At 31.9% G+C, this 16,397-nt stretch carries 12 protein-coding genes; 1 reads left to right on the forward strand and 11 read right to left on the reverse strand.

The annotated features are described in order from the left end of the window. Positions 1 to 29 precede the first annotated feature (29 nt). The 10 genes from B5D16_RS07595 to B5D16_RS07640 all read right to left on the reverse strand — a co-directional run bounded on the left by B5D16_RS07595 (position 30) and on the right by B5D16_RS07640 (position 14,457). Positions 30 to 1,637, reverse strand: coding sequence for a sodium-dependent transporter (locus tag B5D16_RS07595; protein ID WP_078766392.1), 1,608 nt, complete (start codon positions 1,635 to 1,637; stop codon positions 30 to 32). Between the two features lie 305 nt (positions 1,638 to 1,942). Further along, positions 1,943 to 2,932, reverse strand: coding sequence for a glycoside hydrolase family 191 protein (locus tag B5D16_RS07600; protein WP_078766393.1), 990 nt, complete (start codon positions 2,930 to 2,932; stop codon positions 1,943 to 1,945). A gap of 58 nt (positions 2,933 to 2,990) precedes the next feature. Continuing rightward, entirely contained in the window at positions 2,991 to 3,578 is a 588-nt protein-coding gene (locus tag B5D16_RS07605; RefSeq protein WP_078766394.1) for a VanZ family protein, read from the reverse strand. Continuing rightward, positions 3,575 to 3,970, reverse strand: coding sequence for a hypothetical protein (locus tag B5D16_RS07610; protein WP_078766395.1), 396 nt, complete (start codon positions 3,968 to 3,970; stop codon positions 3,575 to 3,577). Before B5D16_RS07610 ends, B5D16_RS07605 begins: the two co-directional genes overlap by 4 nt. A gap of 188 nt (positions 3,971 to 4,158) precedes the next feature. After that, on the reverse strand, positions 4,159 to 4,908 hold the full coding sequence (gene tpiA / locus B5D16_RS07615) for a triose-phosphate isomerase (RefSeq protein WP_078766396.1): 750 nt from the start codon (positions 4,906 to 4,908) through the stop codon (positions 4,159 to 4,161). 19 nt (positions 4,909 to 4,927) lie between these two features. Then, entirely contained in the window at positions 4,928 to 6,136 is a 1,209-nt protein-coding gene (locus B5D16_RS07620; RefSeq protein WP_078766397.1) for a phosphoglycerate kinase, read from the reverse strand. Positions 6,137 to 6,344: 208 nt separating this feature from the next. Further along, a complete protein-coding gene (gap, locus tag B5D16_RS07625) occupies positions 6,345 to 7,382 on the reverse strand; it encodes a type I glyceraldehyde-3-phosphate dehydrogenase (RefSeq protein ID WP_078766398.1) in 1,038 nt (345 codons plus the stop codon). A 215-nt stretch (positions 7,383 to 7,597) separates the two neighbouring features. Beyond that, positions 7,598 to 9,847: a glycoside hydrolase family 95 protein gene (locus B5D16_RS07630; protein ID WP_078766399.1), complete on the reverse strand. Its 2,250-nt coding sequence runs from the start codon at positions 9,845 to 9,847 to the stop codon at positions 7,598 to 7,600. A gap of 21 nt (positions 9,848 to 9,868) precedes the next feature. After that, a complete protein-coding gene (locus B5D16_RS07635) occupies positions 9,869 to 11,002 on the reverse strand; it encodes a DUF3810 family protein (RefSeq protein ID WP_159444335.1) in 1,134 nt (377 codons plus the stop codon). A 143-nt stretch (positions 11,003 to 11,145) separates the two neighbouring features. Further along, positions 11,146 to 14,457: a clostripain-related cysteine peptidase gene (locus B5D16_RS07640; protein WP_159444336.1), complete on the reverse strand. Its 3,312-nt coding sequence runs from the start codon at positions 14,455 to 14,457 to the stop codon at positions 11,146 to 11,148. Between the two features lie 367 nt (positions 14,458 to 14,824). Between B5D16_RS07640 and B5D16_RS07645 the strand changes: the two genes are divergently transcribed. Beyond that, positions 14,825 to 15,628 (forward strand): histidinol-phosphatase HisJ family protein, encoded by an 804-nt coding sequence (locus B5D16_RS07645; protein WP_078766402.1) that lies wholly within the window; start codon positions 14,825 to 14,827, stop codon positions 15,626 to 15,628. A gap of 102 nt (positions 15,629 to 15,730) precedes the next feature. Here the strand turns inward: B5D16_RS07645 and upp are convergent, their stop codons facing one another. Next, positions 15,731 to 16,372, reverse strand: a complete 642-nt coding sequence (gene upp / locus B5D16_RS07650) for a uracil phosphoribosyltransferase (protein WP_078766403.1) — start codon at positions 16,370 to 16,372, stop codon at positions 15,731 to 15,733. Between the last annotated feature and the right edge of the window lie 25 nt (positions 16,373 to 16,397).

The following is a 16,397-nucleotide window of genomic DNA, read 5'->3' on the forward strand; positions in this document are numbered from 1 at the left end:
AATGACCATAGCTGTTTTTCTATTATTATTTAATTTTCTTCTACTGCGTCTGCTACTGAAGTTGGAACATAATTTGTATTTAGTTCATTTTTAACTTCATCATCATGCCATGGTTCAGGATCTAAGCTTCCATCCTTAACAATCTTTGACTCTATAAACGAAATAATAATACCAATTAAAATAACTATCGCTGAAACAGCCCAACCTAATATAATATTAGCAGTTGCTGAATAGCCAGATTCTTTTCCTCCATATACACCTTTTTTTACGATTGCAAGATCGTATAAATTCCATGCGAAAAAGATAGTTAAAATAATAGGTGCTAAATACTTAATCGAAACTTCAAACCATATCGATGACATTTTAAAACTCTTAGTATTCTTATTAATTTCAGCAAGTACTTTCTCTGTTTTAAAGAACCAACCAACTGCTATTGTTTCCGTAATACCAACAAATACAAGATTAATTCCATTCGCATATGTATCTACAATATCAAGACATGCAAGACCTGCACCTGTTACATATATTAATGAACAAGCAGCTGCAATCACACATACAACCTGAGTTACTTTCTTTGCATTTAATTTAAACTTATCTGAAATCGAAGCTGAAATACCTTCAATAATTGAAAAGGCTGAATCAATTGCCAATGTACATAAGCAAAAATAGAAAATAAAAGCAAATATACTGTTAAACATTCCATTATTTGTAAGTTTAACAATAGCCTGTGGATATATAATAAATGCCGTTTTAACACCTGACGCATCCATATTATCAAGCATTCCAACACCACCCATTGTAGTAAACATTACAATACTAGAAAGAAGACTTACTCCTAAATCACTGAACGCAATAATTACTGCATCTCTAGCAATATTTGACTCCTTAGGTAAGTATGAACCATATGCAATCATAATAGCCATCATAATAGAAAGTGAATAAAATACCTGTCCAATGGCATCAATCCATAAACTTGCCACACCAAGCTGTTTTAAATTTGGTGTAATCATTTTTGCTAAACCATCAATTCCACCTGGCATAACAGCACCTTTTATTGCCATAATAACAAGACAAACAACTGGCGCAAATACGGTAAATTTAACAACCTTACTAACTGAGCTTGCACCGTTTCTAATACATACATAAATAAGAACCCATGCTATAACAAGCGCACCTAAAACAAGAGGAGAAATTGTTCCAAATCCCTTTGTTGTTCCAGTTGTTTTAATCTGTTCTGCCCATAAGCTTCCTGCGCCTTCAACATCACCTGTAAGGCCGTTAAACTTATAAGATAATAGAGCCATTAATATAACCCAAGCAAATACAACTGCATAATATGTAACAATAACAAATGCATTAACAGTTGCTGACCATCCAATCCACTGGAACTTCTTGTTCATTGCTCCAACTGCATGAATTGCACCTTTTTGAGTCTTTCTACCGATAGCAATTTCCATCATGAGAAGAGGAATACCTAAAACTAACATCATCAAAATATAAATGAAAATGAATGTTCCTCCACCATATTTCGCCGCTAATCCCGGAAATCTCCACGCATTTCCCAAACCTACTGCTGATCCAACAGCTGCCAAAATAAATGTGAAGCTAGAGCTCCAACGTCCTCTTTTTTCTTCCATTTTTACTGCCTCTCGATGTAAAAAACATCTGTCCTTTCTTCTTTAATACATTCTATAATTTTACCACACGATATAGAAAGATTCAATAACCGAAAGAAACTATCGCATGTGCGATAGTTTCTTTATTACTATAATGATTTTGCTTTTGACCATTTAGAAAAATACTGCTTTCCTCTTTTCCCTATAATAGTTCTAACTCTTACAAAACCTTTATTTATATTCTTAATTATAATTCTTGTTTTCTTTGTTTTATATCTCTTTACATTTGCTGTAAATGATTTATTACTAGAAGAGAATATTTCATATTATTTAACACCCTTAACTCTTTTAAGTGTTATCTTTCTATTATTTCTTATTTTTTTAACACTCTTAATAACTGTTGTTTTTGTATTTACAATTTTCTGTGAAGATAATTCTTTTTCTTCATCAGTTGCATTTGCTCCTAAATCAAGAGAATTTGAAGCATAATATACAAATCCTTTTTTCTTACAATACTTACTAATCTTATTAATCAAATTCTTATCTGTTGAATACTCTATTAAGTATACATTTCCACCATGCTTACTAACAAAATTAATGTATGATTTTGCATACTTATTATCGCCTTCATCCTGTTCAATGAAAGCATTATCATTATCCCAGTCAATTGTTGTAAATACAGATTCCTGAGCAACAGCATTTAATATCTTTTCAAGTTTGCCATGTCTTTTTACATATTGTCTTACATAAGTATCTCCGCCATTAACAACAACATCCACATCTAACGCTTTGAAATTTTTAAGTATTGTTGTTACGCCATTAAATATTTTATCGTTATGATACATATAATATACGTCTACATTATCAACGAAAAAACCATCAACGCCCTTTTTAACAAGCTCTTTCGCAAGTGTACCTGATATAAAATCCTGCCACTTCTTCTTGGATACATCAACCCATCTTTCATCTTCCCAGTTCTCATATACATCAAGAGTTACATCCTCATAATCCTTATAGTAATCTCTAAAATTTTCTACTGAGCCAAGATTAATATAACTATAAACTGTATGTCCTGTTTTTCTAAGTTTCTTAATTGTATTTGCTGAATATCCCTGTGCATCTATAACGATTGTTCTATACTCATTAAGTTTTTCAACATCTTTTTCTTCTACACTATTAAATACACCAAATTCATATTTGATTCCCTTACTATTAATTCCTGACTTTGCATAAACTTTATTACTATTAAAAATATTCATGGCAAAGCCACAAACCAAAATCAAAACCACAACTTTTAAACAAATAAATCTTTTCATAATCTGCTCCTTTTATAATTTTAGCCCAAAGAAAATCTTTGGGCTATTTATGTCTACATTATGCTTCTTCAACACTTGTATTTTTGTTTTCAATCACATTTACCAAATAATTATATATCGGTAAAACAATCAATTTACAAATAATTATGCCAGCAAATGCTCCAATAGTATTTAAAATAACATCATCAACATCTACAACACGATAATTATATCCTATCATTTTACCAATCATAAATTGCATTATTTCAATTGCTATTGATGTGCAAACAAAAATAATACAATAATTTATTATTTTTTTATTCTTTATTGCAATTGGTATATATATTCCTAATGGAAATAATAAAATTAAATTTCCACCTAATTGTCTCATTATTACAAACGATCTATCGTCACGCAATATTTCAATAATCGATTTGAACGGAATAATATTATAATTTTTCCCATAACCATAATTTTTATGTATTTCAATTACTGATTTCTGAAATGGTATCGGAAAAAATACCACTCCTACTAAACAAATAATGTATACTATAAAAACTATACTAACTATATTATCTATTACGTTATTTTTCTTCCATAAAACAATAAAATATACAAAAATTGAAAACGTACATATTATTAGACCTAAAAAATCAAACTCTATCATTGTGTAATCTTAATCTTTCCTTTCAAATGTGCTCCATCCAAGTCTTTAACCAAGTATAGTTTGTATTTTCCAGAAGACATATTTGTCCACTTTTCTTTTGTTGTACCACTATACTTCACATCTACCTCTCCAATATTTGTATTAAAAATCCAATCTTTACGATATAAAATAATTGTAAATTCCTTTTTTTTACATCTATCTTCATCACAAGATGACGTTACTTTAATTTTTATATCTCCCTTATCAAAACTTCTATATTTACCATCAACGAAATTTTCAAAATTAAATGTAGTAGTATATGCTTCTTTAGCAAATACCAATGTTGGTAATGATATTATTATTGCAAATGCAACAATTGTTAATTTTCTTAATATGTTTTTTATGTATTTCATTTTTTCCACCTTACGCCTTTCTATAGTATTCATAACAAGTAAATTTTTATTATGTCATGAAAAAATGTTATAACATTAATATTATTAATTTTACAACTAAAAGTTGTTCTCTAATATTCAATTTTCACATTAAAAGAGAGTCGTATTCTATACGACTCCCCTTATATATTAATATATTAATTTATAAATTACTTATTGTAATTAACAATCTGACCAAAGTCAGCCTTAAGGCTTGCGCCACCAACTAAACCACCATCGATGTCTGGCTTAGCCATAAGTTCAGCAGCGTTACCAGCGTTCATTGATCCACCATACTGAATTCTGATTGCTGCAGCTGTAGCATCATCATAAATTTCAGCAATAAGATCTCTGATTGCCTTACATACTTCTTCAGCCTGATCTGATGTAGCTGTCTTACCTGTTCCGATAGCCCAAATTGGCTCGTAAGCGATAACTACATTCTTAGCCTGATCTGCACTTACACCAAGAAGTGCGATCTTAATCTGCATACGAATCCAATCGATTGTGATACCCTGTTCTCTCTGTGTAAGAGATTCACCACAACAGATGATTGGAATTAAATTATGCTCAATAGCCTTTAATACTTTCTTATTAACTGTTTCATCAGTTTCAGCGAAGTATTCTCTTCTTTCTGAATGACCGATAATAACATATTTCACGCCCGCATCAACTAACATGTTTGGAGCAATTTCGCCTGTATAAGCGCCGCTTTCTTCAAAATAAAGATTTTCAGCACCGATAGCGATGTTTGTTCCCTTTGTAGCTTCAACAGCAGGAATAATGTCAATAGCTGGAACGCAGAATACTACGTCCACATCATCATTTGCAACTAATGGTTTTAATTCTTCGATTAAAGCAACTGCCTCACTTGGAGTTTTGTTCATTTTCCAGTTACCTGCGATAATATTTCTTCTCATTTTTAATTCTCCTGATATATTATTTATCATTTGCTGCTGCAACACCTGGAAGTTCCTTACCTTCAAGGAATTCAAGTGAAGCGCCACCACCTGTTGAAATATGGCTCATCTTAGGGCCAAATCCCATCTGGTTAACAGCTGCTGCACTATCACCACCACCGATGATTGTTGTAGCATCTGTATCAGCAAGTGCTTCTGCAACTGCCTTTGTACCTGCAGCAAGTGTTGGGTTTTCGAATACACCCATAGGTCCGTTCCAAACTACTGTCTTAGCACTCTTAACTGCTTCAGCATAAAGTTCTCTTGTCTTAGGACCGATATCAAGACCTTCCTTGTCATCAGGAATTTCGTTTGTAGCAACTACTTCTGTAGCGATTTCTGCATCGATTGGATCAGGGAAATCAACAGCTGCAACTGTATCAACAGGAAGTAATAACTTCTTACCAGCTGCTTCTGCCTTCTTGATCATTTCATTACAGTAGTCAAGCTTTGTATCGTCAACAAGTGACTTACCAACTTTACCACCCTGAGCCTTAACGAATGTATAAGCCATACCTCCACCAATGATAAGTGTATCGCACTTTTCAAGAAGGTTGTTAATTACGTTAAGCTTATCAGCAACTTTAGCACCACCAAGGATAGCTACGAATGGTCTTTCTGGGTTGTTTACAGCGTTACCTAAGAAATCAATTTCTTTCTGCATAAGGTAACCAACAACTGCTGTATCAACATATTCTGTAACACCAACATTTGAGCAGTGAGCTCTGTGAGCTGTACCAAATGCATCGTTAACAAATACGTCAGCAACTGAAGCTAAATCTTTTGAGAAAGCTTCACCATTCTTTGTTTCTTCTGCTCTGAATCTTGTGTTTTCAAGTAAGATAACATCTCCATCATTCATAGCATCAACTGCAGCTCTAACTGTATCATCAACAACTTCAAGACTTGGAACGAATTTAACTTCCTGTCCTAATAATTCTGATAATCTTACAGCTACTGGTGCAAGTGTCTTTGTCTGTTTATCTTCTTCTGTTTTTACTTTTCCAAGATGTGAGCAAAGAATAATCTTTCCTCCATCTGCGATTAATTTCTTAATTGTTGGAAGAGCAGCTACAAGACGGTTTTCGTCTGTAATCTTGCCATCTTTTAAAGGCACGTTAAAGTCACATCTGCAAAGTACTCTCTGACCTTTTACATTGATATCATCAACTGATTTTTTGTTAAGCATCTTTTGTGCTCCTTTCTTAATGAAGGAAATTCATAAAGAATTTCCTGAATGTATTTGTGCAAAGTCCTTTGGACTTTGTGTCCCGAAGGGATTAAATCGTTGTATCCTTTTCAACGATTTAACTCATATTTTTTAGCTCATAAAAATATAAAGGGTCCGGCCCATATAAGCCGGACCCTGTTGGATCTAAATTAATTTACCAAACTAATTATGCAAGTTCAGCAAAATATTTGATTGTTCTAACCATCTGGCTTGTGTATGAGTTTTCGTTGTCATACCATGAAACAACCTGAACTTCGTAAAGATCATCAGCGATCTTTGAAACCATAGTCTGAGTTGCATCGAATAATGAACCATACTTCATACCGATAACGTCTGATGAAACGATTGCATCTTCATTGTAGCCATAGCTTTCTGAAGCAGCAGCCTTCATAGCAGCGTTGATACCTTCAACAGTTACATCACTACCCTTTACAACAGCTGTAAGGATTGTTGTTGAACCTGTTGGAACTGGAACTCTCTGAGCTGATCCGATAAGTTTTCCGTTAAGTTCTGGAATAACTAAACCGATAGCTTTAGCAGCACCTGTTGAGTTAGGTACGATGTTAGCAGCACCAGCTCTAGCTCTTCTAAGGTCACCCTTTCTGTGTGGTCCGTCAAGGATCATCTGGTCACCTGTGTAAGCATGAATTGTGCTCATGATACCACTCTGAATTGGAGCGTACTTGTTAAGAGCATCAGCCATAGGAGCTAAGCAGTTTGTTGTACATGATGCAGCTGAGATGATCTTGTCATCTTTTGTAAGTGTCTTCTCGTTAACTGAGAATACGATTGTAGGAAGGTCGTTTCCAGCTGGAGCTGAAATAACAACTTTCTTAGCACCTGCATCGATGTGTGCCTGTGATTTATCTTTTGAGCAGTAGAAACCTGTACATTCAAGTACTACATCTACTCCGATTTCTCCCCAAGGAAGTTTTGAAGCATCAGCTTCTGCGTAGATCTTAAGTGTCTTACCATCTACTGTAATTGTACCAGCTTCGTCATCAGCTGAAACTGTGTGAAGACCTTCACCGATTCTACCACAGTATCCACCCTGAGCTGTATCATACTTTAATAACTGAGCAAGCATTGAAGGCTTTGTTAAGTCGTTGATAGCAACAACATCATAACCTTCTGCACCAAACATCTGTCTGAATGCAAGACGACCAATACGGCCAAAACCATTAATTGCAACTTTTACTGACATTGCGTTTTTCCTCCTGAAACTTTTATTCTTCTGTTAATTGATAATTAACTAACAATTATTTTACAAAATTTCTTTGTAAATATCAAGTGATTTTTGCATTTAGTTTAAAGATTATCAAAAATTTAACAATCTATATAACGCCAATTACCTTTATTTGTTTATCTTTTATAAATAATCCAATAAAGTTATTATTTTTACAAACATCAAATAATCTTTTATATGAGTTTGAACTCCTCCAAATCATCAAGATTTAAAGCCATTTCTTTATCATTAACTCTTACCAAAGCCTTATACTTTTTATTTGCTTTAACTTTAAGACTTATCACCTTTCCATCTTTCCATGAAAAATCAAAACTAGCTCCACCTCTTACTACTAATCCCTTTACACTTCCACTTTTCCATTCATCAGGAATTGCAGGTAAAATGTATACCACTCTTTCTTCATCTTCATTAAGAATATCTCTATGTGATTGTATAAGCATTTCACTAATAGCTGCTATGCTTCCAAAGTTTCCATCAATTTGGAATGGTGGATGATTATCAAATAAATTAGGTAGTGTGGATTTTTCTAATAAAGCCACCAAGTTTTTATATGCATTTGCTCCATCACGAAGTCTTGCGAACATAGCTATGATCCAAGCTCTACTCCATCCTGTATGACCACCACCATGCGCTAACCTATCTTCAAGTGATTTTCTTGCTGCTTCCATAAGCTTAGGTGTTTCATCAAAACTAAATTGCGATGATGGGAACAAACCATATAAATGTGATATATGTCTATGACCTTTTTCGGCTTCATCATATTCATTAAACCATTCTAAAATTTGTCCCTTACTTCCTATCTTAACTTCCGGTAATTTACTTAAAACAGCTTCTAATTTTTCTATGTACTCTTTATCTTCACCAAGGATTTTTGCACTTCTAATATTAATCTTAAATAAATCCCTTAAGATTTCATTATCCATGGTGCATCCAAATCCATTGCACCCTTTAGTTCCATCAGGAAGTATGTATGTATTTTCAGGCGATACCGATGGACATGTTACAAGTTTTCCATTGTATTCAACCAAGTAATCAATAAAGAATTGCGTACTTTCCTTAATGATTTCATACATGTCTTTTAAAAATTCTTCATCACCCGTATACTCATAGTGATCCCATATATGAGTGCAAAGCCAAGCAAATCCCATAGGCCAATATGTAGCAGGATTATATGTATCCTGAGGTGCACAATCTCCCCATATGTCTGTATTATGATGAGCAACTATTCCACCACATCCATACATGTTACTAGCAACTTCTCTTCCATGCGTTTCCATTCTCTTTATATGAGCAAATAACGGTTCATGAAGACTGGATAAATTTAGTCTTTCAGCAGACCAGTAATTCATTTGTGCATTTATGTTTATTGTAAACTTACTTCCCCAAGGAGGAGTAAAATCATTATTCCATATACCTTGTAGGTTTGCAGGTAAAAATCCTGGTCTACTTGATGATATCAGCAAATACCTTCCAAATCTAAAATATATATTTATCAACTGATTAATACTCTCTATTTTTTTATTACCATTTTCGCTATTTAAATTTTCAAATAAATATTCAATATTTTCATATTTATTTGGTTTTTCATCCATCTCACCAAGTGTCAAACTACATGCATCCGCAAGATTACTATAATCCTTTATGTGTTCTTCCTTTATTTTTTCATAACCTTTACACTCAGCTTCATCAAGTCTTTCCCTAACTTTTTCAAAAGGATTCTCACAATAAAAAGATGTTTCAATTGAAACATAAACAGTTATAGAATCAGCATCTTCACATATAATGTGATTTGACATTACATCTGCATTTGCTCCATCACAGACGCATCTAAGACCTACCACGTATTCCACTGCGTCATCCATAGACTTTCCATAATAATAAAGTGTATTTTCATCCTGACTTATATCCGTTCTAACTGGTGAGCAATTATACGAGCAATCAATTGAAACCTTTTCATCTGAATAATAATTAAATGCTATAACCTGTTCATCAAAAGATGCCAAACATTCTCTATAGTATTTTGTTTCTCCATCATCAGCTATCACATATGCAATAGCCTTATCCAAATCAAGACCTCGTTCAACAACTTGTGCTTTCCCTTGTTCTTTAATTAAATTAATATACACATTTCCAGCTGTCTGATAAAACGCTTGTGATTCAGGCACAGCTGTAAGTGATAACTTCATAAGTCTTTCTGCTTCAGGAATCTTTCCAGCAAATATCAACTCTCTTATTTTTGGTAAGTTATCTTTAGCATTTGAATTAACTCTATCATGATAAGAATTACCCCATATGGAATCTTCATTAACCTGAATGTGTTCTATTTCATTCTCTCCAAAAACCATTCCACCAAGTCTGCCATTTCCAATTGGCAATGCCCTGTTCCACTCCCAATTAGAAGGAGTGTAATATCTCATTTTCATTTTTCTTTCTCCCGTAATAATTTAAAACCCGCTGTCTAAATCATAATTCACATCATAATAATCTAGTACCATTTTTACAACACCATCGTAATTATCTTCTTTTAATACTTCATCCTGAACATCCCAACCTACTTTTGATGCTTTCTGTGCACTTTCAGATAGTTTTTGTGCCGGATGATTATCATTATTATATAATTCTTCACTTTGTTTAATTGCATCATTAATATCAACTTTAACTTGTTCTAATATCAAATCATGAGTTTTTAAATAATCTAGCATTTCCTTATTATTTGAAACTTTCTCTAATACCGCATCATTCAAATAATAATAAATTTCTATATATCCCGAATAATTTGCTAATACATCATCACTATTTATACATGCTAAGAAAGCTAAAAAATTCGCTTCACTTTCCTTATAATATCCTTGATGATGAGATGATTCATGAGCAAATAAAAATGGATAATATAAATCTGTACTATACTTATTATATGTTACTTCCATGGTATATGGATAAGTGTATCCCCCTATATCCATCCATTCAAGAATATCTGAAATCATCGCTTTTTTCATATGTGGATAATATCCTTTTAATAACGGATATTGTTCGCCTAATTTTTTCATTGAATAAACAAGCTCACTTCTCGATTTTTTATTATCATATATAACTTTACCTTTTTCATCTCGTGGAACTTTATATGATAATTCATTTATTTTCTTAACTATGTGAGCTCGCACATTAACTACTTCACCTAATTTATAATCTTTATCAACTGCTCCTACAACTTTAACAACACTACCTCTAAATGGAATACTCCATGTATATGTATAAACAAATACGCTAATTACACATAATAAAATCATCATTTTAGAATAAAAGAAAAATATCATTCTATAACCTGTTTTCTTTTTTAATACAATAAATAAGAAAAGTTGTAAAACAAATATTATCAACAATAAAAAAAATATAAGCATAAACACTTCACCAATACATATAGGTATTGATGACGTTAGCTTACCTAAAATATCAGAAATATATCCATAAACATTTGCTCTATACGCGTCACAAAACTCTATATTAATCGCAGCAACATTACCAAACACTGCAGCAAATCCTAAAAATATGCATATTATGGAATAAATACTTTTTTTCATTGTAATTCTCCTCATATAAAATAACCTGAGTTTTAAAAATATAGGCAGTATTAATATATCATAAACAAACATTATTTTACAAACTTTTACAAGAAAATAGCACCTGCAAAAGCAGATGCCATTTCCATTAATATTACTAAATATTATTTTTTAATTTTAATCTTCTTAACTTCACTCCAGTTTCCATATACCTTCTTGCCATTCTTATCAAGAGTATATGCTCTAACCTTTACGAAGTAATTCTTATTCTTCTTAAGTTTCTTAAGTGTAAGAGAAGTTTTCTTGATATTCTTAATCATCCTAACTTTCTTACCCTTTGTAAACTTCTTGTTACGTGCATATTTAACTACATAACCTGAAGCACCTTTAACCTTTTTCCACTTAATAGTGAAAGCTTTCTTTTTATTATTCTTAACTGATTTAACTTTAACCTGTTTTGGCTGTTTAACGTATACTGTTACATATACAGTTTTTTCTTTACCAGCAACTGTAACCTTAGCCTTAACAATATTAAATTCAACTGTTCTTTCACCAACTATTTCTAAATCACCAAGTGGTTTAACAATTGCCTTTGCCTTACCGATACCAATATTGTTTTCATAAGTAACTTCAAAGTCCTTACCTTCTACAAACTTATTTCCTTCAAAAGTTACCTTAGGTGTAATTGCTTCACCTGTAAGTTCAAATTCTTCTTTTTCAACTTTAATCTTACCAGTAGCAAATGATTTAATTCTACCAACATTATACACTCTACCATCTGCCTGATATAATTCCTCATCTGTTTCTTCATCATATCCGATATAGCGAGAATAACCTAAAGCAATATTAACATCATCAGCAGAGATTGCATTTTCACCAAATGTAGGAGAATATTTTTTATAATTTACTTTTGAAGCATTGTTTTCTTCATCGTAATCAGTATAAACGCCTTCTTTTAAATCAGCTTCACTAATAGTATAATCTTTTGACATAGTATATGTAATGTTTTCTTTAACTTCACCTGTACCCCATGTCATAAATTTAGCTTCTTTAGCTTCTCTGATTTCAAGATTAATAACATCACCAACTTTTAATTCTGTTACACCATCATCTTCTTCAATAGGAATTAAATCCACATCTTCATCTTTAATATTTCTAATAACTGATTTAATTCTCTTTGTCTTTTCTTCCTGGCTTTCTTCTTCAAGTTCACCAAATGAATACTCGTAGAATCTATCAAATACATATTTTCCATTATCATCTTTTTGGAAATAGAATTCACCCTCTTTTCCATTTAACATACCCAAAATGTATAAATAATGGAATTCACCTGAATAAGGATCCTTTTCGTCATATGTTTCATCAATTATTTCAGCATTTATTGGTGTCTTATCACCTATTGAATAATACTTATCTATTGGTTTAATTTCTAATGAAGTTTCATAACGGATATCATCTAAATTATCTACATCACCGTAGAGCATTGCTAAAATCATATCCTCTCCTGGATAAACACTATGTGTATTAAGTAAATAATTCTTTCCACTATAATTAACGTATGTAAAACTATCTAATGAATTAATAGTCATTGCTTCTTCTTCAGTTACATTTACATTAAATACTCCACTTGCTACATCATATCCATACTGTGGATTACACGGAATGTTTTTAATATCTTCCATTTTGATATTGCTTGCATAAAGATATGCTAATCTTGCATATGCACTACTTACTGATACTAATGGATATTCATTAGCATTAAAGATTGCAATATCATTATCAGCCATCTGATCTGGAACAAATATAGACATTGCTAATGTATTATAGAAAGTATTACTTTCCCATCCATTATATGAATTAATTAAACCTGCTGAAATTGATTCTTTTAATTCATCCATATTATCTAATAAATTCTGATATGATGTTGCTGCAATTTCATGATATGGATTACTTGAATCCTTTAAGTTTTCAATTCTCTCCGGAGCAACTGTTTCTACTGCTTCAAATAACTTTGTAACATCTACAATTTCAGCACCAAATTCGATAACTCCATCTTCCGTTGCTTTCTCAAAAATCGATGTAACACCCTCATTATCAGCATATGCTTTAAATAAGTCTTCTCCAAATGAATTAAACTTAACTGCTGATAATGCAACTTTTTCCAAATCAACAGATGTTAACATAGCAGGTGCTAATGCAATTTCAGCTCCTTCTAAAAATTCTTCATCATATGGTCTAGAAGTTTCTGTTTCCTCTTTAACATCTTCATTAACATCTTCTTTGTTACCTGATACTGCAGATTCTTCTTTAACTACAGCATTTTTTCTAGCGTTATTGAATATAGCCTTAATATCTATATCTTCGCCTTCATTCTCTTCCTGTTCTTCCAAATATTCATCCCAAGTCTGCTGCATTAATACACCATCGAATTTATAATATTCACCATATGCATCTACAATACTTGCAGCGAATTTAGCTGGAGTATAATCTTCCTTAGTATAATTAGCACCAAGGTCTTCAATAAATGGTGTATAATACCATCCATCACCTGGTTCTGAAGTTAATGAGCCAACACCAATTTTAGCATAAGCTGATAAACCAACCCAAGACTCATAACTTGACATAAGGCAAGCATCATATCCAATAATATCTAATTTATCATATCCATTATCAACTCTATTCTTAAGAACTTTCTTAAGTTCTAATAAAGTGATTGGATCATCTGTATATTCATCATAACATACACCACCTGTGATACCACCACCGTGATTCCATAAATCAAGTGCCATATGTTCTGCTGGGAATTCCTTATCAAGATCTTCTAAGAAAGCATTAAGGAAATATTCATCACCCATGTTTGCATACTTAACAGTATCATCTTCCTTATCACCTACTACAGTATCACCTTCTTTACCTGCAGTATTAGAATCTAATTCATCATCAAGATCTTCATCAGCAAAATCTTCAAGCATAGCTGGATCATAATCAGCTATATCTTTTATAAACTCTAATGTTGGAATTGTTTGTGTTGATTCTTCATCAGTTGTATATTCATGCTCGAAATTAATCTTATACTGTGAAAGCTTTTTAGAATCAATTTCTTCAGGAATAACCTGATCTACTTCTGCTTCACTAAGACCTTTTTCTTCCATGAGATACTTTGAATATTCTTCCTTGAAATGCCAAGCAAGGCATCCACCAGTCTCAACAATAATATTATTATCCTTTGAGAAACCTTCTGGTACATCAGCTTTAAGAATTTCCATAAGGTCAGCTGTGGAATTAGAATTAATCGCTTCAAGATTCTGTCCACATAAATAAATACCAAATGTCCATCCTTTGGCTTTTTGAGAAACGATAGGCTTTTTAGCCTCTTCCGCATAAGATGTCACTTGCATACCAAGTACATTAAAACCTGTCATCACAAGCATAGCAGCACTAGTAAGACTTACTAGTCTCTTTTTGAAATTATACATAATTTCCCTCCTTAAAATAATGTGAGTATCCTGCATAAGCCGTTATTACACATTATTCTTCATGTAAAATTCCTTATTAAATTTTTACATTCATTCTTAATATTCCTAGTATTAAAACTAGTTAATTTTTTCATGTGTATGTGAAAACAAATATATAAACAGGATACCCCTAAATAAATAAAATTATATTCGTTTCCAACAAAAACAATTATAATATAACTAACAATATACGTCAATTTAAATTGTAATAAAAACCATCTAAATTATGATGTATTAAACATTTGCAATAATACAATAATTATATTATCATAGTACTTGTTATGTTTATCAAATAAACCTAACTCAAATTTACACTTGGAGGTTAATTATGATTTGCGATTTTCACTTACACAGTAACTTTTCAGGCGACAGTCATGAAGATCCAGAGAAAATAATCCAAACTTGCATTGAACAAGGTATGAGTGATATGTGTTTTACAGATCATCAGGATTTTGATTTTAAATATGAGAAAGATTTATTTACTCTAGACTATAATAAATACTTTGAAGAACTTAGAACTTTAAAAGATAAATACAAGGATAAGATAAATGTTCACATTGGTGTTGAACTTGGAATTGAAGAAAGAACTGCTAAAGATTGTATAGCATTTGCTGAAAAAATGCCTTATGAATTCATCATAGCTTCTACTCATCTTGTTGACGGTATTGATCCATACTATCCTGAATATTTTGGGGAGTATAGTGAAGATGAAGGCTTTAAAAGATATTTTGAGTTCTTAAATAAAGGTATCGACCACTTTGATAATTTTGATGTTTATGGTCATCTTGATTATGTTATAAGATATGCACCTAATAAGGATAAGTTTTATAATTACTGCAATTACATTGACATCATTGATGAGATTTTAAAGAAACTTATAAATAAAGGTAAAGGTATCGAAGTTAATACTGCTGGACTTTATAAAGGTCTTAAACAAACAAATCCTTCAAAGCAGATTTTAAAACGTTATAAAGAACTTGGTGGTGAAATAATCACAGTTGGTTCAGATGCTCATGTATATACAAATCTAGGATATGCATTTGATACCATTCCTGATTTACTTAAAGAAAGCGGTTTTGACTACTATTGTATTTTCGAAAATAGAAAACCTAAATTTTTAAAACTTGATTAAACTAAATTTTTAAATCATATTAATTTTATTAGAATTTTTAATATAAAAGACTCAACATATGTTTATACACTAAACATCTATTGAGTCTTTTATTATATTTATTTAAGTTGTTCCAAATATTCTATCACCAGCATCACCAAGACCAGGACAAATATAAGCATTTTCATTTAAACATCTATCAACATTTCCAACATAAAGTTCAATGTCAGGATGTGCTTTCATTAAATTCTCAATGCCTTCTGGTGCTGCAATTATACATAAAAATTTTATACTTATTGCTCCACTCTTTTTTATAAAATCAACAGCTTCAATTGCAGAGCCTCCAGTTGCAAGCATTGGATCTAAAATAGCAACCATTCTTTTATCTAATTCATCTGGCAATTTACAATAATAAGCCTCTGGTAAATGTGTATCTGGATTTCTAGCAAGGCCAACATGTCCAACCTTTGCAGATGGAACTAATGCTGTTAATCCATTCACCATACCAAGTCCAGCTCTTAATATTGGAACAATAGCTAACTTCTTTCCATCTATAACAGTTGTCATGCAAGTTTCTATTGGTGTTTCAACTTTCTCTTCAGTTAAAGGTAAACTTCTTAATGCTTCATAAGCTTCAAGCATCGCAATTTCTTCAACTAAAAGTCTAAACTCCTTAGTTCCAGTATTTTTATCACGTAATTTGCTGATTTTGTGTTTAATTAATGGATGTTCCATCACATAAACATTTTTGTAATCTTTATACATAATCTACCTCCTAATACAACTAGTT

The sequence above is a fragment of the Eubacterium uniforme genome, from assembly GCF_900167115.1.
Taxonomy (GTDB): Bacteria; Bacillota; Clostridia; order Lachnospirales; family Lachnospiraceae; genus Eubacterium_S; species Eubacterium_S uniforme.